At 62.7% G+C, this 20,854-nt stretch carries 19 protein-coding genes, 1 tRNA gene and 1 pseudogene; 12 read left to right on the forward strand and 9 right to left on the reverse strand.

The window, feature by feature from the left end; translation table 11 throughout:
* Nucleotides 1-230: 230 nt before the first annotated feature.
* The 7 genes from NL532_RS06865 to NL532_RS06895 all read left to right on the forward strand — a co-directional run bounded on the left by NL532_RS06865 (nt 231) and on the right by NL532_RS06895 (nt 7,012).
* Nucleotides 231-1,019: a 3-hydroxybutyrate dehydrogenase gene (locus NL532_RS06865; protein WP_023828390.1), complete on the forward strand. Its 789-nt coding sequence runs from the start codon at nt 231-233 to the stop codon at nt 1,017-1,019.
* A 140-nt stretch (nt 1,020-1,159) separates the two neighbouring features.
* Nucleotides 1,160-1,978, forward strand: a complete 819-nt coding sequence (locus tag NL532_RS06870) for a chromate resistance protein ChrB domain-containing protein (protein WP_023828391.1) — start codon at nt 1,160-1,162, stop codon at nt 1,976-1,978.
* Nucleotides 1,975-3,366, forward strand: coding sequence for a chromate efflux transporter (chrA, locus tag NL532_RS06875; protein WP_023828392.1), 1,392 nt, complete (start codon nt 1,975-1,977; stop codon nt 3,364-3,366). Before NL532_RS06870 ends, chrA begins: the two co-directional genes overlap by 4 nt.
* Before the next feature lie 236 nt (nt 3,367-3,602).
* Nucleotides 3,603-4,589: a methyltransferase gene (locus NL532_RS06880; RefSeq protein ID WP_023751680.1), complete on the forward strand. Its 987-nt coding sequence runs from the start codon at nt 3,603-3,605 to the stop codon at nt 4,587-4,589.
* 381 nt (nt 4,590-4,970) lie between these two features.
* The gene (locus tag NL532_RS06885) at nt 4,971-6,176 is read left to right on the forward strand and encodes a pilus assembly protein TadG-related protein (protein ID WP_348524259.1); all 1,206 of its coding nucleotides are present in this window, start codon (nt 4,971-4,973) and stop codon (nt 6,174-6,176) included.
* 4 nt (nt 6,177-6,180) lie between these two features.
* The gene (locus NL532_RS06890) at nt 6,181-6,612 is read left to right on the forward strand and encodes a TadE/TadG family type IV pilus assembly protein (RefSeq protein ID WP_023690708.1); all 432 of its coding nucleotides are present in this window, start codon (nt 6,181-6,183) and stop codon (nt 6,610-6,612) included.
* The gene (locus NL532_RS06895) at nt 6,602-7,012 is read left to right on the forward strand and encodes a TadE/TadG family type IV pilus assembly protein (protein ID WP_023708223.1); all 411 of its coding nucleotides are present in this window, start codon (nt 6,602-6,604) and stop codon (nt 7,010-7,012) included. The genes NL532_RS06890 and NL532_RS06895 overlap by 11 nt, the downstream gene beginning before the upstream one ends.
* Before the next feature lie 278 nt (nt 7,013-7,290).
* Here the strand turns inward: NL532_RS06895 and NL532_RS06900 are convergent.
* Nucleotides 7,291-7,367: transfer RNA gene (locus NL532_RS06900), tRNA-Arg, on the reverse strand.
* A gap of 106 nt (nt 7,368-7,473) precedes the next feature.
* Nucleotides 7,474-8,637 (reverse strand): M20 aminoacylase family protein, encoded by a 1,164-nt coding sequence (locus NL532_RS06905; protein ID WP_023699100.1) that lies wholly within the window; start codon nt 8,635-8,637, stop codon nt 7,474-7,476.
* 233 nt (nt 8,638-8,870) lie between these two features.
* Between NL532_RS06905 and NL532_RS06910 the strand changes: the two genes are divergently transcribed.
* Complete coding sequence (locus tag NL532_RS06910) at nt 8,871-10,049, forward strand: D-alanyl-D-alanine carboxypeptidase family protein (RefSeq protein ID WP_023828394.1); 1,179 nt, start codon at nt 8,871-8,873, stop codon at nt 10,047-10,049.
* Between the two features lie 3 nt (nt 10,050-10,052).
* On the forward strand, nt 10,053-11,150 hold the full coding sequence (locus NL532_RS06915; protein ID WP_023815674.1) for a CobW family GTP-binding protein: 1,098 nt from the start codon (nt 10,053-10,055) through the stop codon (nt 11,148-11,150).
* 12 nt (nt 11,151-11,162) lie between these two features.
* Here the strand turns inward: NL532_RS06915 and NL532_RS06920 are convergent, their stop codons facing one another.
* From NL532_RS06920 to NL532_RS06940, 5 genes and pseudogenes are all read right to left on the reverse strand, one after another.
* Nucleotides 11,163-11,411 (reverse strand): sulfurtransferase TusA family protein, encoded by a 249-nt coding sequence (locus NL532_RS06920; RefSeq protein ID WP_027050749.1) that lies wholly within the window; start codon nt 11,409-11,411, stop codon nt 11,163-11,165.
* 60 nt (nt 11,412-11,471) lie between these two features.
* Nucleotides 11,472-12,766 (reverse strand): annotated as a pseudogene (locus tag NL532_RS06925) (L,D-transpeptidase family protein).
* 234 nt (nt 12,767-13,000) lie between these two features.
* On the reverse strand, nt 13,001-13,951 hold the full coding sequence (locus NL532_RS06930) for an acetyl-CoA carboxylase carboxyltransferase subunit alpha (protein ID WP_023685389.1): 951 nt from the start codon (nt 13,949-13,951) through the stop codon (nt 13,001-13,003).
* 88 nt (nt 13,952-14,039) lie between these two features.
* Nucleotides 14,040-14,951, reverse strand: a complete 912-nt coding sequence (locus NL532_RS06935; protein ID WP_286439652.1) for a site-specific tyrosine recombinase XerD — start codon at nt 14,949-14,951, stop codon at nt 14,040-14,042.
* 21 nt (nt 14,952-14,972) lie between these two features.
* Nucleotides 14,973-15,125 carry a hypothetical protein gene (locus tag NL532_RS06940; RefSeq protein WP_023670666.1) on the reverse strand — a complete coding sequence of 51 codons (153 nt, stop codon included), beginning with the start codon at nt 15,123-15,125 and terminating at the stop codon, nt 14,973-14,975.
* Nucleotides 15,126-15,297: 172 nt separating this feature from the next.
* On the opposite strand from NL532_RS06940, the gene NL532_RS06945 reads away from it, so the two are divergent.
* Genes NL532_RS06945 through NL532_RS06955 form a run of 3 tightly spaced genes read left to right on the forward strand, consistent with a single transcriptional unit; the run spans nt 15,298 to nt 17,932 of the window.
* Entirely contained in the window at nt 15,298-15,909 is a 612-nt protein-coding gene (locus tag NL532_RS06945; RefSeq protein WP_023670667.1) for a shikimate kinase, read from the forward strand.
* Nucleotides 15,906-17,039 (forward strand): 3-dehydroquinate synthase, encoded by a 1,134-nt coding sequence (gene aroB, locus NL532_RS06950; RefSeq protein WP_023742904.1) that lies wholly within the window; start codon nt 15,906-15,908, stop codon nt 17,037-17,039. Before NL532_RS06945 ends, aroB begins: the two co-directional genes overlap by 4 nt.
* Nucleotides 17,036-17,932 (forward strand): HlyC/CorC family transporter, encoded by an 897-nt coding sequence (locus NL532_RS06955; RefSeq protein WP_023670669.1) that lies wholly within the window; start codon nt 17,036-17,038, stop codon nt 17,930-17,932. The genes aroB and NL532_RS06955 overlap by 4 nt, the downstream gene beginning before the upstream one ends.
* 41 nt (nt 17,933-17,973) lie before the next feature.
* On the opposite strand, the gene NL532_RS06960 is transcribed toward NL532_RS06955, so the two are convergent.
* Nucleotides 17,974-19,524, reverse strand: coding sequence for a SpoVR family protein (locus tag NL532_RS06960; protein ID WP_023828395.1), 1,551 nt, complete (start codon nt 19,522-19,524; stop codon nt 17,974-17,976).
* Between the two features lie 9 nt (nt 19,525-19,533).
* Nucleotides 19,534-20,841, reverse strand: coding sequence for a YeaH/YhbH family protein (locus NL532_RS06965; protein ID WP_023686733.1), 1,308 nt, complete (start codon nt 20,839-20,841; stop codon nt 19,534-19,536).
* Nucleotides 20,842-20,854 lie beyond the last annotated feature (13 nt).

Here is a 20,854-nt window from a genome sequence, read left to right on the forward strand (position 1 = left end):
CAGCCCCCCTGATTCGTTGGATGATGGTTCAGGAATGACTGCGCGAATGCGCGGCCGACTATGTTGCGCCGCACCATAACACTGCCGTGTCAGCCTTGAGGCGGCGCTCGGCGAGGCCGGCAAAGCGCGTTTTAGGGCTGTGATGGCGCCGACATATGGTTATGGCATTGTCATGTTGCGGCGCACAAACTATGTGCCTTTGTAGTCCTCCTAACAGTCGCGAGATCTCCATGGGTTCCCTTTCTTCGAAGAATGCGCTCGTCACCGGATCGACCAGCGGCATTGGCCTGGCCATTGCCCGCGCCCTTGCCGCCGAGGGCGCCAACGTCACGATCAACGGCCTTGGCGAAGCCGCGGCGATCGAACAGGAGCGCGCCGGCATCGAGAAGGATTTCGGCGTCCAGTGCCGCTACTCCGGCGCCAACATGATGGACGGCGCAGCGGTGACCGCCATGCTGCGCGAAGCCGAGCAGGCCTTGGGCAGCCTCGACATTCTGGTCAACAATGCCGGGATACAGCATGTCGCGCCAATCGAGGAGTTTCCCGACGACAAGTGGGAAGCCATCATCCGCATCAATCTGCTTGCCGCCTTTTACGCGATCAAGGCCGTGGTGCCCGGCATGAAGGCGCGCAAATGGGGCCGCATCATAAACACCGCGTCGGCGCATGCACTGGTCGCCTCGCCGTTCAAGTCGGCTTACGTCTCGGCCAAGCACGGCATAGCGGGTCTGACCAAGACGGTAGCGCTGGAAGTCGCGCAGGACGGCATCACCGTCAACGCCATCGCGCCCGGCTATGTCTGGACGCCACTGGTCGAAAAACAGATCCCCGACACGATGAAGGCGCGCGGCATGACCGAGGAACAGGTCAAGCACGACGTGCTGCTGGCAGCGCAGCCGACGAAGCAATTCGTCACCGTCGAGGAGCTCGCCGCGCTGACTCTGTTCCTGTGCTCTGACGCAGCCAGACAGATCACCGGCACCACCTTGCCGATGGATGGCGGCTGGACGGCGCAGTAGGCGCGGTCCCCCGGCGCCGCTCTTTCCTTGACAAATACGAAGGATCAATCCAGCATTGTGGCAAGGGGTTCCTTCGCGACGACCCCGTGAGGCGTCGGCCCAATGATCGCGTCCAAACTCTCACTCTGGAGGTGGACGCCATGCCGTCAACAACCGCAATCACCGTAGCGCAGCTTTCCCGCCTTGTCGGTCTGTCCGACGCGCCTGTTCTTGTCGATGTCCGCATCGACGAAGACTACGACGTCGATCCGCGGCTGCTTCCGGCCTCGTGCCGGCGCGACTTCAAGTCTGTTTCGAGCTGGGCGGCCGAGTTCACGGGGGCTCATGCTGTCGTCATCTGCCAGAAGGGGCTGAAGCTCTCGCAAGGCGTTGCCGCATGGCTGCGCCATGAGGGCATTGCTGCCGAATCTCTTGAAGGCGGCTTCGAGGCGTGGCAGGCGGCCAAGGGACTTCTGGTCGAGGCCGACAAGATACCGCCCCGCGACGACAAGGGCCGCACGGTCTGGGTGACGCGTGCCCGCCCCAAGGTCGACCGCATTGCCTGTCCCTGGCTGATCCGCCGCTTCGTCGATCCCTCGGCGGTGTTCCTGTTTGTCGAGCCGTCTGAAGTGCTGGCGGCCGCCGATCGGTTTGGGGCGGTTGCCTTCGACATCGACGACGTGTTCTGGAGCCATCGCGGCGAGCGCTGCACCTTCGACACGATGATCGAAGAGTTCGGGTTGCGGTCCGAAGCGCTCGATCGCCTTGCGCTGATCGTGCGTGCAGCCGATACGGCGCGCCTAGATCTCGTACCGCAGGCGGCCGGGTTCCTCGCTGCATCGCTCGGGCTGTCGCGCAAGTTCCGCGACGATCTCGAACAGCTTGATGCCGGCATGCTGCTCTACGATGCGTTCTTCAGATGGTGCCGCGATGCCACTGACGAAACCCACAATTGGCCCAGCGCGGGCAAAGCGCCATGAGGGCCCTCGCCGCGGACGACGATGCACAGGCTACCGAGGCTCCGATCGTCCCGACCTTCCGCCAAGCCGCGAAACTGTGGGCAAGGATCGGCCTGCTCTCCTTCGGCGGGCCGGCCGGACAGATCGCGCTGATGCACAAGGAATTGGTCGAGGATCGCCGCTGGATCGGCGAGCAGCGGTTCCTGCATGCGCTCAACTACTGCATGCTTCTGCCAGGCCCCGAGGCACAGCAGCTCGCCATCTATATCGGCTGGCTGCTGCACCGGACCGCCGGCGGCCTCGTTGCCGGCATCCTGTTCGTGCTGCCCGGTGCGTTTGTCATGCTGGGCCTCAGCATCTTCTACGTGCTTTACAATGATGCGCCCGTCATCGAGGCGCTGTTTTTCGGCATCAAGGCGGCGGTGCTGGCCGTCGTCGTCGAGGCGGTCCTCCGCATCGGCAAACGGGCGGTCAAGAACCGGGTGATGATGGCGATCGCGGTGGCCGCGTTCCTTGCCATTTATGTCATCAGGCTGCCGTTTCCGCTGATCATCCTGGTTGCAGGGCTGACCGGCTGGATCGGCAACCGCTTGGCACCGGCGAGTTTTTCCGGAGCCGCACGCGGCAAGGACAATTTGCCCGATGTCAGGGGCGCCGTCGACGTCATGTTCGAACGCGGCGAACTCGCTCACACCAAGCCGACGAAATGGCACGCGCCGCGCACCATCGCGATCTGGCTGCCGATCTGGCTCGGGCCGGTCGTACTGATCCTGGCGCTGACCGGCCCTGCCAGTGTTTGGGCACAGCTTGGCGGCTTCTTCAGCCTGATGGCGGTGGTCACATTCGGCGGCGCCTACGCCGCACTCTCCTATGTCGCGCAGGCAGCGGTGACGTCGTTCGGCTGGCTGGCGCCGGGTGAAATGGTCGATGGGCTTGGCCTGGCCGAGACGACGCCGGGACCATTGATCCTGGTGCTGCAATTCGTCGGCTTCGTCGCCGCCTATCGTCACGCCGGTGCGATGGGACCGCTTGTGGCCGGATCGCTCGGCGCATTGCTGACGCTCTGGGTGACGTTCGTGCCGTGCTTCTTCTGGATCTTTCTCGGTGCCCCCTACATCGAGGCGCTGCGCGACAACAAGGCACTGTCGGCGGCGCTGAGTGCGATCACAGCGGCTGTCGTCGGCGTGGTGATGAACCTTGCGCTGTGGTTCGCACTTCATGTCGTCTTCGGCGCGGTGCACCGCGTTGGCCTGGGCATGGAGGTGCCGGTGCTGTCATCGCTGGATTGGCGTGCCGCGCTGCTGGCGGCAGCCGCTATGGTCGCCATGCTGAAACTGAGGATCGGCATGCTGCCGACATTGGCCGGCTCGGCGCTGGCCGGACTGGCGCTGCTGGCCTTGCCTGCGTAGCGTTCGAAGGCGCGGCCAGCCATCATCACAGCCGGACTTCCAAGGCATGCCGGGCCGGCGCACAACGGTCGCGGGCGCTGGTGGGATCAGCGCCGGCCCCGGAGATACGCTTTACGTCGAACCCGATACCGCAAGCTGAACCTGCTCGACGCGGGGAGCGGCGCGCTGGTGAACTGATTTGACGAGGTTGGCCGAGCTGTTCAAAGTCGATCCTGGATCGCACAACGGGATATGACATGGTGGATTCCGATCGGATCGACAAGCTGATCGCAGGGGTGCCCCCTGCCTTGGCGCTTCGTGCCGGGCTGGACCTTGGCATCTTCACCCGGCTCGGCGGCGATGCTGCGACTGCCGACAGCCTTGGGGCAGCGCTCAAAGTCGAGCCCGCTCGTCTGTCGCGGCTCCTCTACGCGCTCGCCAGCATCGGTCTCCTCGACGTCAAGGATGGTCAGTTTCGCAACGGAGCCGAAGCGTCGAAGTTTCTCGACGCGTCCAAGCCGACCTATCGCGGCGGCGATCATGTGCTGCTGCGCGAACTCTGGGGAGCCGACCTTTTGACCGCAGAGTCGCTGCGGCAGAACCGGCCGGCCGCGCTGCATGACTTTTCTGAAGCGGGGCCAGAATCCGCAGCGGCCTTCAGCCGCATGCTCGCACCGGGAGGGGTGATTTTCGGCCGGAATCTGGCCCGTGAGCTGGACCTCTCGGCGGTCCGTTCGGTGATCGACATCGGCGGCGGCGCCGGGACCATTCTGGTCGGACTTCGCGAGCGATGGCCGCATATTGCGGCGACTTTGATGGAACTCCCGACGGTCGCAGCGGTCGCACCAGCGATCCTGTCGGAATACGGTGCCGGCGATGTGGTTGTCGAAGAAGGCGACATAACGGTCGCTCCATCGACCGGCCGGCATGACTTGGCAATCCTGAAGGCTGTCGTCCAGGTCCTGCCGCCGGACCAGGCGCGCAGTTCGATCCTGAACGCGGCGCGTTGCCTCACCCAAGGAGGCGAGATCGCAATTGCGGGGTGGGGTGTCGTCGATGACGACCGTCTCGGCCCGCCTGAGGGTGTCTTTCTCAATCTCACCTTCCTGAACCTTTACCGCGCAGGCGAATCGTACACGGAAGGTCAGTATCGCGGGTGGATGGCCGGGGCTGGGTTCCGGGATATCTCCAGGTCGCAGCTGACCGACGGCACCACGTTGTTTCGTGGGCGCCTCACGGACTGATCGTGGCTGGAGTGGTTGGTTTCGGGCGTGTGTGGCCCTCAGAGCCAGCCCCGGACGGATTGCACAAAGTTCCTGAGGCGGCGTGAGCCGATCTTTCCCCTTACCGGGCAGCGCGGTGTCCCCTGTCTTCTCGATAGCTTCTTCGCAGAGGGGGCATTTAAATGTCACTTGGTCGACAACAAAGTTCGGGATAGCGGCATATTTCGCATTCGTCGATTGGGGCGGAACCTCCGACAGGATGTTGCGCGGTCGCTGCAACTTGCGCCTAGACTAGCCCGTTCGACTACGTCGAATCGGAATGGAGTTTTTAGACATTCGTTTATCTATTCGTGGTTTCTAATACATATGGCATCCAACGCGTTCACCCGGATTTGGTTTGCTTTGAGCCGCCTAAGGCGCGCCACGAACGGTAACGTTGCCGTCATCGTTGCCTTCACCTTGCCGGTCGTGGTTGGCGGCGCCGGCCTCGGTGTGGAGACATCCTTCTGGTATTACAGCAGCCTTAAGCTGCAGGCCGTTGCCGATGCCGCGGCCTATGCCGGCGCGCTCGAGAAGGTCGCGGGTTCCGATAACCCGACCATCATCGCCGCCGCCACGCAGTCCGCGACCTCGAACAATTTTGCCACGCCGGGCACGATCCAGGTCAACACGCCGCCATTGTCCGGCCCGAACACCGCGAAGAAGGCAGTGGAGGTCATCGTCAAGCAGAACCTCGACCGCTACTTCACGGCGATTTTCAACCAGGCGCCCGTTGCCGAACAGGCAAGGGCGGTGGCGCTGATCAATGACGCCTCCAAAGCTTGCGTGCTGGCGCTCAGTCCGTCGGCCTCCCAGGCTGCGCTCTTTTCCGGTAACACCACCGTCAACCTCACCGGCTGTTCGGTCATGTCGGACTCGATTGCCTCGGACGCCATAAAGACGCAGGGCTCGGCGGTGCTCAAGGCCGACTGCCTGATCACGGTCGGCGGCATGGTGCTGAACAATCCAGCGACCACAGTCTGCAAGTCCAACATCACCCGAGCCTTGCCGGCAGCCGATCCTTTCTCCGGCTTGGCGACGCCGACAGCCGGCAACCCTTGCAAGAATGTCAACGGCAACAAGACGTCGCAAACACTCCAGCCTGGCACCTACTGTAGCGGCATGAGCCTCAGCGGCAACGTCACCCTGCAGCCCGGCGTCTACGTCGTGCAGGGCGGTATGAAGGTCAACGCCAACGCGGTCGTCGCCGGCAGCGGGGTAACCATCTTCATGGCAGGCAGCAACACCGTCAGCATGAACGGCAACGCCAAGGTGACGCTGAGCGCGCCTACCTCCGGAGCCTATTCCGGCGTGCTGTTCTACGGCGACAGGACCGGGACTGCGGCACAGAGCACCTTCAACGGCACAGCGGACTCGCTTTTGACCGGCGCCATCTATTTTCCCAGGCAGCAGGTCAACTACCTTGGCAACTTCTCGGGGAACGGTGGCTGCACTCAGGTCGTCGCCGACACCATCCAGTGGTCAGGCAGTACGACGATAAAGCAGAACTGCAAAGGCCTCGGGATGGACGACATTCCGGCGGCACTGTCCGTTCAGCTTGTCGAGTAGCGGGATGGGTGGGCGGACCTTGCGCATTGTCCGGGACAAATCCGGGATAGCCGCCGTGGAGTTTGCCATGTTGCTGCCCGTCCTGTGCTTGGTCTGCCTCGGCATCGCCGATGGCTGGTCCTACGTGACGAGTTACCTGCAGATGCGCGCGGGCGTCAAAACCGCGGCCAATCTCGTGATGGCCGGCGCGTCCAATGACACCGGGACGCAGGCGGTCGCGCTTTCGAGCTGGAACGACAAGCCCGAGGACGCCGCGGTCGTGCTGGTCCGCTCCTATTTGTGCGGCGCCACGGTCGTGGATGAGACCACCATCTGCGGCGGAAAGAAAATCTTCGTCCAGATAACGGCGACGGGCACCTGGGTGCCCCCGTTTAACTTCGGTGTCTTCCCGGACCCGCGCGCGATCAGTCATCAGCAGGTTATCCGTGTCCGCTGAAAGGATCGGATCCAGGTGGCGCCGTGACTGCTCCGGCGCAGCCGGGCTGGAATTCGCCTTGATCGCGCCTTTCCTGGTGATGCTTTTGTTCGGAATCTTCGCCTTCGGCTGGGCCATGAATGCCGTGTCGACCGTCCGCTATACACTGGAAACCTCTTCCCGGGCGCTGCAGCTGAACAACACGCTTTCGCAGAGCGACATCCAGGCTATCGCCACGCAGAAATTGGTGAACCTGGGTCTGAAGAACGTCATTGTGACGATCGCGACTGACCCTGCCAGCGGCGGTTTCAAGATGGCGCATCTGACCGCCAGCTATGCCTTCGTCATCGCTTTCCCGTATTTCGACCAGTATCCGATAAATTACGCCACGACCGTCACGGTGCCCCTGGTTGCCAGCTAGGATACGGCCGGCTTCGTTGAGTTGGCGGCGCCGAACTCAGACCGTAACGGATCGACTGGGAACCATCGCTCGATCTGGAATTGTACTTGCAAGAGGTCGATTCTCTTCGCGGCTGTAGATGCTTAAAGCTCGCTCCTGAGACCTCAGGGATGGACTTTTTCTATGGAACTAAAGTCAGGCTGCTTGCTTGGTCGCGTCCGTGAAAATCACCGAAAACCAGTCCATCAGTGCTGCAACATGCCGACAGGCTATCTCAGTCACCAAGCCTTTGATCTTGCTGGTGATCCCGACAGGAATCGAACCTGTGACCTACAGATTAGGAATCTGCCGCTCTATCCTACTGAGCTACGGGACCACGCGGCCCGACACATAGCCGCTTCCGATCGTTTCGCCAAGAGGCTCGCCGAAGGCAATGAAGAGGCCGGCCGAAGGCTAATCGGCCGGCCTTTCGTCGGGGCAGGTCAGGCTGCCAGCGCCGTTTCGGCCAGTTTCACCCAGTAGCTCATGCCGTGCGGTATGACTTCGTCGTTGAAGTCGTAGGCCGGATGATGGAGGCCGGCGGTCTCGCCATTGCCGATGAAGATGAAGGCGCCAGGTCGGGCTTCCAGCATGTAGGAGAAGTCTTCGCCGCCCATCACCGGCTGGATGGCGCGGTGGACCTGGGTGTCGCCGGCGACATGTGCCGCGACATCGCCGGCAAAGACCGTTTCTTCCGGATGATTGAAGGTCACGGGATAGTTGGCGTCATAGTCGACAGTGATCGTCGCGCCGAAGGCGGTGGCTATTCCTTCGCAGATGGTGCGGATGCGCTCTTCCGACTTCTTGGCGATCTCTTTCTTCAGTGTGCGCACCGTGCCGGCAATCTCGGCGGTCTCGGGAATGACGTTGTAGGCGTCGCCGGCGTGGAACTTCGTCACCGAAACCACCACCGCCTCGACCGGATCGGTGCTGCGCGAAGCGACCGTCTGAAGGGCGCCGACCAACTGGCTGGTGATGACGATCGGGTCGATCGTGCCGTGCGGCATCGCCGCATGGCCGCCGCGGCCCTTCACGGTGATGGTGAACTCGGCGGTCGCCGCCATGATCGGGCCCGGCCGGATGGCGAACTGGCCCACCGGCAGGCCCGGCATGTTGTGCATGCCAAAGACGCGCGAAATATCGAAACGCTCCATCATGCCGTCCTTGACCATCTCGTTGCCGCCGCCGCCGCCCTCTTCCGCCGGCTGGAAGATGACCGCGACCGAGCCGGCGAAATTGCGCGTTTCGGTCAGATATTTGGCGGCGCCCAAAAGCATCGCCGTATGGCCGTCATGGCCGCAGGCATGCATTTTGCCGGGAATGGTCGAGGCATAGGGCTTGCCGGTGATCTCGTTGATCGGCAGCGCGTCCATGTCGGCGCGCAAGCCGATGGTCGCGCCTTGCCCCTTGCGGCCATGGATGATGCCGACGACGCCGGTCTTGCCGAGGCCCGTCACCACGTCGTCGCAGCCGAATTCCTTCAGCTTCTCGGTGACGAAGGCGGCGGTCTTGAAGACATCGAAATTCAGTTCTGGCGTCTGGTGCAGATGGCGTCGCCAGCCGGCAACTTCATCCTGCATCTCGGCGGCGCGGTTGAGAATCGGCATAATGGTTCCATCTCGCTGTTGGAGCAGACGATCTGGCCTGCTTGATTGCAATTGTGATTGCCATGCTTGTTGCCATCTTGGCACTTTGCCATCTTGGCGTCACATAGGGTAAATAGCACCCCAGACAATGTGATCCGGAAATTGAGGGCCGGATCAGGTCATGCTGGCCATCGCGTAACGAAATCTTACGGAGCCAGGGGCGACTACGGCAAGAGGCGATTTCGGATTCCATGATGCGGCACAGCCATATCCTCAAATTACTGCTAACGGGCGGCTTGGCGCTACCCATGCTGGCTGGGCCAGCTTTGGCCAATCCGGTGATCCTGTTCGACCTCAACAGCGGCAAGGTTCTGCAGCACCAGGACGCCTTCAAGCGCTGGTATCCCGCTTCGCTGAGCAAGCTGATGACCGCCTATGTCACCTTCCGGGCGATTGCCGCCGGCGAGGTCCAGCTCGATTCACCGATCAAGGTGACCAAGCATTCGGCGGGCGAACCGCCGAGCAAGATGGGCTTCAAGCCGGGCTCGGTGATGCGGCTCGACAATGCGTTGAAGATGATGCTGGTCAAATCGGCCAACGATATCGCCATGGCCATCGGCGAAAACATAGGCGGCTCGCAGGCCGGATTCGCCGTTCGCATGAATGCGGAGGCGGCGCGGCTTGGCATGACCGGAACGCATTTCGTCAATCCGAACGGCCTGTTTTCGCCGGAGCAGTACACGACGGCGCGCGATCTTGCCCTGCTGGTGGTGGCGATCCGCAAGGAATTCCCGCAATACGCCCCCTGGTTCTCGATCGAAGGCCTTGCCGTCGGCAAGAAGGCGATCTCCAACTACAATCTCTTGATCGGGCGCTATCCCGGCGCCGACGGCATGAAAACCGGGTTCGTCTGTCCCTCGGGCTTCAACATGATCGGCTCGGCGACACGCAATGGCCGCACGCTGGTCGCGGTCGTGCTCGGCGAAAAATCGGCGATCAGCCGTGCCGAGACCGCCGCCAGGCTGCTTGACCAGGGCTTTGCCATGCCCGACCCGAACTGGCTCACGGTCGCGGCCATGCCTTCCTATGGCGATACCATGTCACCCAACGACATGCATGATGAGATCTGCAGGAAGAAGGCGCCGCACGAGCAGTCCGAGGCGGCTCCGCCGGTGGCCGCGAAGGGCGCCGACGTGCCGAAATCGCCCTATCAGGAAAAGCTCGACCACGTGCCGACGCTGGTTGCAGTCGGCCTCGGCGGCGCCACCGGGCCGGCGCCGAAGGCGATGCTCGACCAGGGCGGCCAGGAATACGCCGATGTGCCGCTGCCGAGCTGGCGGCCAGACATTCCGGCGCCAAAGGGCGCCGAACCGGCCGTGGTGGGCCAGGCAACCGCGGTGCAGGGCGACCAGCTGGTCAAAGCCGCGAACTAGGCGATGGCTGGCTTTCCGATACCCGTCACGGTGGTCACCGGCTTCCTCGGCGCCGGCAAGACGACATTGCTCAACCGGCTGCTCAAAGATCCGGCACTGGTCGACACGGCCGTCATCATCAACGAATTCGGTGAGGTGGCGATCGACCACCTGCTGGTCGAGCAGGCCTCGGACGGCATCATCCAGTTGTCCGACGGCTGTCTGTGCTGCACGGTGCGCGGCGAACTGGTCGATACGCTGGCTGACCTCGTCGACCGGCTGCAGACCGGCCGTATCGCCCGCCTTGCCCGCGTCGTCGTCGAAACCACCGGGCTCGCCGATCCGGCGCCGGTGCTGCAGTCGATCATGGCGCATCCCGCCCTTGTGCAGGCCTTCCGACTTGATGGCGTCATCACGCTGGTCGACGCGGTCAACGGCAATGCGACGCTCGACGGCCATGTCGAGGCGGTCAAGCAGGTGGCGGTCGCCGATCGCATCGTGCTGACCAAGGTCGATCTGGCCAGCGATCCCGGCGACGTCGATGCTTTGCGAACGCGACTCCATCAGCTCAATCCAGGCGCCGTGGTGCTGGAGGCCGGCGACGGCCGAACCGGCGTCACGGCGCTGTTCGATTGCGGCCTCTACAATCCGGCGACCAAATCCGCCGATGTCCGGCGCTGGCTCGGCGAAGAAGCCGCCCATGAGCACCACCATCATCATGATCACGGCGAACATGAGCACCACCACTGCCACGATTCCCGCGTGCGCTCCTACTCGCTGGTCCATGACGGCCCGGTGCCGTTTTCGGCGATCGAGATGTTCCTCGACCTGCTGCGTTCTGCGCATGGCGACAAGCTTTTGCGGATGAAGGGCGTCATCGAGCTTGCGGAGGACCCGTCGCGGCCGCTTGTCGTCCACGGGGTGCAGAAGATCCTGCATCCGCCGGCGCGGCTGCTGGCCTGGCCGGACGGCCAACGCGGCACCAGGCTGGTGCTGATCACGCTCGATATGCCGGAAGATTATGTGCGCCGGCTGTTTTCCGCCTTCACCAACCGGCCGTCGATCGACACGCCGGATCGCGCGGCGCTGGAGAGCAATCCGCTGGCGATAGCCGGGGGCTGATTCTCAGGCTCGCTATGCGCCGCGTTCGACCAGGAAGCGGTGGCCGCCGCTGACGGCTGATGTTTCAACAAGCTGGTGGCCAGCGTCGGCGCAAAAGGCGGGGATGTCGATGACCGCCAGCGGGTCGGTGGTCTCCAGCCAAAGCCGGCTGCCCGGCTGCATTGCCGCCAGGCGTTTTTTCGCCTTGAGAACGGGCAGGGGGCAGTTCAGGCCCTTGAGGTCATAGATCGCGGTGTGATTTGTTTGTTTGTCTTCATGCATGTCTTTGTCCCAAAACCGCTGCGCACTTTTGGGCGACATGCATCGGCAAGGCGAAAAACCTCAGCCGCCGAACATGCCTAGCAGCTTGTTCTTGATCTTCGACATCCGGCTTTCGTCCGCCGGCGGTTCTGCAGGCGCCGCCTCGACGCTCGCAGTGGCGACCGGCTGCTGGGGGCCTGCTTGGCTGCTTCCTTTTCGGCCAGCGCTTGGGCCTTTGCGGCTTGCTTTTCAGCCAGTGCCTGGGCCTTGGCGGCTTTCGCAGCCTCGATGGCAGCAACCCGCTGTTCCTCGGCCTTGCGCTTGGCTTCCTTCTCTGCGTCCAGCGCCGCCATCTTGCGGCCGGCGGGCGAATCGATGCGGCCCATGCGCGCCGTCTCGGTCAGCGTGCCGTCGGAATTCAGCGACGGCGGTTCGATCGGCACGCGCTCGCCCCGGGCGCGGCGCTTCGACCATTCGGAAACGATGGCGGCTTCCTTGATGCCGGCAATGGTCGGCTTGGGCGCCGGCACGCTGGCTTTGACCGCGCCGGTGAAGGCCGCGTCATAGCTGCTTTGATAGGCGTTGAGTGCGCTCTTCAGCGAATCCGGCTGCGTGGTCGCCGGGCAGGCGCCGGTCGGATCGAATGTCGTGCCCTCGGGCGCCACCTGGTTGAAGACATAGCGCTTGTCGCAGACATCGACTTTCGGCGGCACCTTGGTGATCTCGAAATTGTCGTAACCGACCTTCAGCATCTTCCAGAACTCATAGTTCGGGTCGTTGCGGTAGCGCGCCATGTTGGCGGCGGTCATGCGGAATGGAAAGGCCTGGATCTGGAACTCGGTCTGGCCGCCCTGGAAGGCATCGCGACCAAAAGCGTAGATCTGCTCGATCTGCGGGTCGGTCATCGAATAACAGCCCGACGACGAGCAGGCGCCATGCACCATCAGATTGGCGCCGGTGCGGCCATTGGCACGGTCATAGGCGTTGGGATAGCCGATGTTGAAGGACAGATGATAGTTCGAGCGCGGATTCATCTGCGACGGGCGGACCGTATAGAAACCTTCCGGCGCCTGGCGGTCGCCCTCGGTGTATTTTGGGCCGAGCTTGCCCGACCATTTGCAGATGTCGTAGCTGGCGACCATCTCGTAGCGGCCGGTGGTCTTGGCCTTCCAGATTTCGAGCTTGCCTTCTTCCTTGAAGATGCGAGCCATCACCGACGAGGTGCGGATCATGCCCTTGGCTTTCATGTCGGCCAGGATCTTGTCCGGCAGCGGCTTGCTGGCTTCCGGCGCAAAATTCTTCATCGAGGAATCGTTGCAGCCGGCAACGCCAAGCGCGGCGATCAGGAGTCCAGTGCGGGCAAGCTTGGTAAACATGGATACGGCTATGTCTTTTTCTCGCGGCACGGCCGGATAGCGCCCGGGCCTGCATGCTGAACACTGACGGACCCTAAGCCCGTTAACCTTGAAAATTCCTTACCGCAAGCGTCGGACGGCGCCCCCCACGGCAATTCGCCCGGTGTCACGGATTTTTTATTGAGCCGAATGCGGCGGCATTTTTGTGGCGAAATTGCTCCTTGACGCCACATTGCGGTGCGCTGCCGGCCAAAATCAGAGGCTGCGGCCCATCGCCAGATATTTTTCGCGGCGCTGTTCGCGAAAATCAGTGTTGGCGCCGGCAAAATCCTTCATCGTCTTGGCGATGAGATCGCCGGTGGCGGCGATCACCGTTTCGGGCGCGCGCTGGGCGCCGCCGAGCGGCTCGGCAATGATGGCGTCGATGATCTTCATTTCCAGAAGGTCCTGGGCGGTGATCTTCATGTTGGTCGCCGCATCTTTCGAGCGCGTGGTGTCGCGCCACAGGATCGAGGCAGCGCCTTCCGGCGAGATCACCGAATAGATGGCGTGTTCCAGCATGTAGACGCGGTTGGCGGTGGCGATCGCAATGGCGCCGCCCGAACCGCCTTCGCCGATTACAACCGAAATCGATGGCACTTTGAGGCCGAGGCAGGCCGAGGTTGAGCGGGCGATGGCTTCAGCCTGGCCGCGTTCCTCGGCGCCAACGCCGGGGTAAGCGCCGGCGGTGTCGACCAGCGTCAGAAGTGGGATCTGGAAACGGTCGGCAAGTTCCATCAGCCGCACGGCCTTGCGGTAGCCTTCAGGGCGCACCGAGCCGAAATTGTGCTTGAGCCGGCTCGCCGTGTCGGAGCCCTTTTCCTGGCCGATGACGGCCACCGGTTCGCCGCGGAAGCGGGCGAAGCCGCCGATGATCGCCTGGTCCTCGCCGAAATTGCGGTCGCCGGCGAGCGGCGTGAAATCGCTGAACAGACCCTTGATGTAGTCGAGGCAATGCGGCCTGTCGGTGTGGCGCGCGACCTGCACCTTCTGCCACGGCGTCAGCGCCTTGTAGATGTCGCGCAGCGCGTCGCGCACGCGCTTCTCGAGCCGGCTGATTTCGTCGCCGACGTCGACCGCCTCGCCATTCTCGGCAAGCTTCTTCAGCTCGAGGATCTTGAGTTCAAGGTCCTGCACCGGCTTTTCGAAATCGAGGTAATTGTACATTCTTGAGCGGACCGATGCGTCGGAAGGCAAACATCGCGCAGATGTAGGCTCCGCGCGGGCACGTTGCCCTCACATAGCGATATGAGGCCTAGTCGGCAAGCGGATGATGATCGTTGACCAGCCGCACCAACCGCTCTTCCAGCACATGCGTGTAAATCTGCGTGGTCGAGATATCGGCGTGGCCGAGCAGCTGCTGCACCGCCCTGAGATCAGCGCCGTTCTGCAGGAGATGGCTGGCAAAAGCATGGCGCAGCACATGCGGCGAAATTTTGGCCGCCGATATGCCGGCCCGCGCGGCAAGGCCTTTGAGGTCGCGGGCAAAGACCTGCCGGGAGAGAAAGCCGCTGTCGCCGGCGGCCGGGAACAGAAACGGGCTGTCGGCGAAAGCCGGCACCGACGCCCGGGCCGTGAGCCATGCCCGCATCGCCATGCGGGCCTTGGCCGACAGCGGCACCATGCGCTCCTTGTCGCCCTTGCCGCGCACCATGAAGAAGCGGTCGTCGCGCTGCGCGACGGTCACCGGCAGGCCGACAAGTTCGGAGACGCGCAGGCCGGTGGCATAGAGCACCTCGACCAAAGCGTGCAGGCGCAGTGCCGCCACCCGGTCGCCATTGACGCCATCGCCTGTCTCAAGCGCCGCACGGTCGAGCAGCCGACCGGTATCGGCCTCGCTCATCGTCTTGGGCAGCGGCCGGCCCTTTTTCGGACTGTCCAGCGTGCCGGTCGGGTCGTCGCCGCGCAAGCCCTCGGCGTAGAGAAACTTGAAGAACTGGCGGATCGCCGACAGTTTGCGCGCCTGCGACGTCGACGCAAAGCCGCGCGCCGCGATATCGTCGAGATAGGCGCGGATGTCGGCTGCGGCGGCAGCGGCAAGCCCGCCGGCAATCTGCTGCGAAGCGTCTTCGAGATCACGGCGGTAGGAAGACAGCGTGTTTGCAGCGGCACCGCGTTCGGCGCTCATCATCTCGAGAAAGGCTTCGATGCGAGCCGCGCTGTTCATGTTCCAGGGGTCAGTTTTGGGTCAGTTTTTCTTGGGGTTCAGCTTTTCCGGTGGGATGCGCACGGTGATTTCGGCTTTTTTCGGCTCGACGAACATCGCCAACGCCACCATCGTACCATAGGCAATGCCGGCAAGAATCATCATCGTCACGACAAAGCGGAACAGTGTCGGCATCAATCTTCGCCCGTCTTCTTGCTCTGCGATTCCAAGCCCTGTGTCCTTATGGGACGCTAATTCCGTCAATTCAAGGACGAAGGGCTCTGCGTGCGAAAGGCGCTATGCTTGACGCAAACGGGCTTTTGATGTCGATACGCCGGCAAAGACGGCTTAGAAACAGCATGGTCTCATGAACGCGTTACCAGCAAATCCTCCCGGCGATAGCCATGCCGCGCTGCTCGACAGGCTGGGCAGCCGCTCGATCGTCTTTGTCGGCCTGATGGGCGCCGGCAAGACGGCGATCGGCCGCAAGGTGGCGACGATGCTGTCGCTGCCCTTCGTCGACAGCGACCAGGAGATCGAAACCGTGTCGCGCATGACGGTGCCGGAACTGTTCGAACGCTATGGCGAGACCGAATTCCGGGCATTGGAGCAGCGCGTCATCCTGCGCGTGCTGGAGAGTGGGCCGCAGGTGCTGTCGACCGGCGGCGGCGCGTTCATGAATGCGCAGACGCGGGAAGCGATCGCCGGGCATGGCGTGTCGGTGTGGCTGAAGGCCGAGATCGACCTGTTGATGGAGCGCGTGTCCAAGAAGCAGAACCGGCCGTTGCTCAAAAGCGCCGATCCGCGCGCCGTGCTCGAGCGACTGATGGGCGAGCGCTACCCGGTCTATGCCACGTCCAACATCACCGTGCCGACACGCGACGACCGCAAGGAGGTCATTGCGACGGAGGTTGTCGACGCGCTGTGTGGGCATTTCGGCATTCCGGCTCCGACTGCGCCGGGCGAGGTGCGGCTGTGAGCGAACCGGTCACTGTCGAGGTCGGCCTTGGCGAGCGCGCCTATGACATCCTGATCGGCCCCGGCCTTTTGGCGCGCGCCGGCGCCGAGATTTCGCGCCGCCTGCCCGGCACGAGGGCGGCGGTGGTCACCGACGACAATGTCGCGGCGGCACATCTCGACGCGCTGAAGGCCGGTCTGGAAACACGCGGCATCCAGCCTGCCGTCATCACTTTGCCGGCCGGCGAAAAGACCAAGAGCTTTGCCCATCTCGAAGAGGTGGTCGACGGCGTGCTCGCCGCCAAGCTGGAGCGCGGCGATGTCGTCATTGCGCTCGGCGGTGGCGTCATCGGCGACCTCACCGGCTTTGCCGCCGGCATCGTGCGCCGCGGCATGAATTTCGTCCAGATTCCAACCTCGCTGCTGGCGCAGGTCGATTCCTCGGTCGGTGGCAAAACCGGCATCAACAGTCCGCGCGGCAAGAATCTGGTCGGTGTCTTCCACCAGCCGAAACTGGTGCTGGCCGATACCGAAGTGCTCGACACGCTGCCGATCCGCGAATTTCGCGCCGGCTATGCCGAGCTTGCCAAATACGGGTTGATCGACCGACCGGCGTTTTTCGCCTGGCTGGAAGCGAACTGGGAAAAGGTGTTCGCTGGCGGACCGGAGCGGGCCGAGGCCATCGCCGAGGCGTGCCGCGCCAAGGCCGATGTCGTCGCCCGCGACGAGTTCGAAACCGGCGACCGCGCACTGCTCAATCTTGGCCACACGTTCGGCCATGCGCTGGAAGGCGCCACACAGTATGACGGCGCCCGCCTCGTCCATGGCGAAGGCGTCGCCATCGGCATGGCGCTGGCGCACCGCTTTTCCGCAAGGCTCAATCTGGCCAGCCCGGACGACGCGGCGCGGGTCGAGGCGCATCTTCGCGCCGTCGGTCTACCCTGGCGGATGGCCGACATCCCTGGTGAGTTGCCCGATGCCGAGGCGCTGCTTGGCTTCATCACCCAGGACAAGAAAGTGTCGCGCGGCGCGCTGACATTCATCCTGACGCGCGGCGTTGGCCAGGCTTTTATTGCCAAGGATGTACCGGCGTCGGAAGTGCTTTCGTTCCTCAGGGAGAACCACCCGGGCCAGGAAAGCCGGCAGCGATGATCAACGAGCCCGGCTGGACCGTCGTCGCCGTCCTTGCCATCCTCATCCTGCTGGTCCTGGCCGTGCGCACGCGCCTGCTTGCCATGTTCGGCTATGAGCTGTCGCGCATCGAGCCGCAGCGCTCGACACAGGACGAGTTGCGCGGCGCGGTCGACGATTTCCGCCGCGACGGCCAGATGGTGCGTGAGGACCGCGACCGCGTCGGCGGGCTGTTCGATCTCGCCGAGCTCGAAGTCTCCGACATCATGGTCCACCGCACCAATATGCGCTCGGTCAATGCCGACAATGGGCCGGAAGCGGTGGTGCGCGAGATCCTGCAAAGCCCGCACACCCGCATGCCGTTGTGGAAAGGCTCTCTCGACAACATTGTCGGCGTGCTGCACGCCAAGGACCTGCTGCGAGCGCTGAACGAGGTCGGCAACGACTTTTCCCGGATCGACGTGATGAAGATCGCTTCGAAGCCTTGGTTCGTGCCCGACACCACGACGCTGCAGGAACAGCTCAACGCCTTCCTGCGCGCCAAGGCGCATTTCGCTATCGTCGTCGACGAATATGGCGAGGTCGAAGGGCTGGTGACGCTGGAGGACATTATCGAGGAGATCGTTGGCGAGATCGCCGACGAGCACGATGTAGACATTCAGGGCGTGAAGCAGGAGGCGGACGGTTCCGTGGTCGTCGACGGCACCGTGCCGATCCGCGATCTCAACCGGGCGCTCGACTGGAACCTGCCTGACGAGGAAGCGACCACCATTGCCGGCCTGGTCATCCACGAGACGCAGTCGATCCCCGAGGAAAAGCAGGCTTTCACCTTCCACGGCAAGCGCTTCGTGGTGATGAAGCGCGACAAGAACCGGATCGCCAGAATCAGGATCAGGCCGGCGGGCGAATCTTAAAGGTACCGAGCAGGCCCGCCACATGACGCTCTTTGCCGAGCTTATGCCGCGATCTGGCTCGTAGACCGTTCGTGGATGGTCGCACCGGTTTGAGCGTCAACTGCGACCAGGCTGACCTCGTAGCCCCAGAGGCTGCGGACATGGCGCAGCGTCGCGTCACGGCTGGCCCCTTCGAGCACAACACCATCCTTTACCCTGTGTTGCAGTCGCAACTGCCGGTCGCCGAGCAGGTCGACATCAATCACCTGGATGTCCGGCCGATTCGCTCCAAGGTCGTAACCGTGGGCTAGCTCGGCCCGTATCTTGTGATAGCCACGTTCGTTGTGGATCGAGGCGACTTCGAAATGCGGTTGGTCGGCTCCATCGCCAAGCACGAAGAACCGCCATTTTCGGATCAAGCTCGGGCTGAGGTACTGGCGGATAAAGGATTCGTCGCGGTGGTTGGCCCAGGCCTCAAGCAGGACCTCGCGCCAGTTGCCATGTCCTGCAATGTCCGGGAACCAGTCGCGGTCCTCCGCCGTCGGCTCGGTCGAAATGCGCTGTATGTCCTGCATCATGTCGAGGCCGAGGGCATAGGGATTGATGCCTGAAAACCGGGGATCGTCAAAGGCCGGCTGGAAGATCACGTTCGAATGGTTGCGCAGGATTTCGAGCATGGCACCTTCGCCGATCCGGCCACGATCGAATAGCATGTTCATGAGCGTATAATGCACGAAGGTGGCGCAGCCTTCATTCATCACTTGAGTCTGTCGCTGCGGGTAGAAATATTGCGCGATGACGCGGACGATCCTGATGATCTCGCGCTGCCAGGGTTCCAGGATCAGGCTGTTCTTCTCGAGGAAATACAGGAGGTTTTCCTCGGGCAGGTTGAGCGATCTCTTGCGCTCCGCCATCCCTTGATCCTCATTGCCGGACTTGTTTTTGTTCTGCGACGGCGGCAGCGTGCGCCACAGATCGTTGTAGGAGCGCTCTTCGTATTCGAGGCGCTCGCGAAGTCCTTCGCGCTGTCGCTCCGACGAGAGCTTTGGCGGCCGGTGGTAGCGGAACACCCCTTGTTCCATCAGCGCATGGGCGGAATCAAGAATGGCCTCCACTGCTGCAAGGCCGTGCCGCTCCTCGCACCGGGCGATGTAGGCCTTGGCGAAGTCCAGATAACCCAGGATTGCCCCGGCGTCGGTCCATTGCTGAAACAGATGATTGTTCTTGAAGAAATGATTGTGGCCAAGCGCCGCGTGGGCCGTCACAAGTGCCTGCAACGCCATGGTGTTTTCCTCCATGAGGTAGACGATGCAGGGATTGGAGTTGATGACCAGTTCATAGGCCAGCCCCCGACCACCCTTACGGTAAAGAAGCTCCTGGTGAAGGAAATGTTTGCCGAACGACCAATGCCGATACATCAGTGGCATGCCGATAGATGAGTAGGCGTCGAGCATCTGCTGGGAGGAGATTATCTCCATCTGGACCGGGTAAGTATCGAGATGCAACTCGTCGACCGCGATCGCCTCGATCTCTTGAAAAGCCCGCGATAATTTCTCGAAATTCCAGTCGGAACCGGAAAACAACAAATTCGTTTCATTGGCTCGCCTGACCATCTCTCTCTCTCAAGCGCTCTTGATGGCCGCCGGCTGCCTGGCGAAGAGCCGGTGGAAGACCGGGTAAATATCCGCGGGAGCAGCGATGCGGCTCATCTGGAAGTTGGGCCATTTCAGCTCGATCGTACTGTAGGCGCGCCAAAGCGACGTCCCGTTTTCGGTAGCACCGAATATGTGGCTCTCGCGTTCGTCGATGATCTCGACATAGGCGAAATACTGGCACAGGCGCATGAGCTTGCCGTTCATGAGCTCTATGCATCGCTCGGAATCGGTGGTGAAATTGTCCCCGTCAGAGGCCTGCGCGGCGTAAATGTTCCACTCGCTGGCAGGATAGCGCTGGCCGATAATGCGGTGCATTTCGTCGAGCGCGGTGGAGACGATCGTACCGCCGCTCTGCGTGTTGTAGAAGAACGTGTCCTCATCCACTTCGTGCGCCTCATGGGTATGGCGGATGAAGACGATCTCCGTGCGTTCGTAGCGCCGTTTCAAGAACAGGTGCAGCAGCACGAAGAAGCGTTTGGCCAAGTCCTTTTCGCGTTGGCCCATCGATCCGGACACGTCCATAAGGCAGAACATGACGGCATTGGCATTCGGCACCGGCCGGGCGTCGAAGCGGTTGAATCGGATATCGACCGGATCGACAAAGGCAATTCGCCTGCGCCGTCGCTCCAGCCGGTCAAGCTCGTCGCGTAATTCCGCGATGCGCTGGCGCACCGCCGCGCCGGCCGGGGCCGACTCAAGCGTGACGATTTCCCGGAGGATCGCCTCCAGTTCCTGCTGCGTGGGGCGCCTCAGCGCAATGCGCCGGCCTAGGCTGTTGCGCATCGTGCGGCCGGCATTGATGTTGGTCGGGGAACCGGTTGCCGCAAAGCCGGCCCGGCGCGGCTTGAAGGCAAGGATTTCCTTGAGATTGAGCTTAACCAGGTCGGGCAGTTCGAGATCCTCAAAAAAGAGTTCGAGCACCTCCTCGCGTGACAGCACGAAACGAAAATCGTCTTCCGACGCCGTGTTTCCTGGCGACGACGCCGCGCCGCCCCCATGCGGCTTCGGGAGCAGGTCTCCAGGGGAAAAATGCCTGTTGCCCGGAAGGATGTGTCGGCGCCGTCCGCTGGCCCTGTCATCGTTGAAGCTCGGCTCGGCCGTTTTCCTTTCAGGCATGGGCACGGCGTGCTCGGTATCGACGTCGGCGATCCTGCCAGTGCGGATTTGATCGCGAATGCTCCGCTTCAACTCCTCGCGAGCACGCCTGAGGAAGCGCTGTCGATTGCCAAGGCTCTTGTCCTTGGGGTTCAGGCGACGGTCGATGAAGATCGGCATGGAACCATCCGGC

It is taken from the genome of Mesorhizobium sp. C120A, assembly GCF_030323105.1.
In the GTDB taxonomy this organism is placed as follows: Bacteria; Pseudomonadota; Alphaproteobacteria; order Rhizobiales; family Rhizobiaceae; genus Mesorhizobium.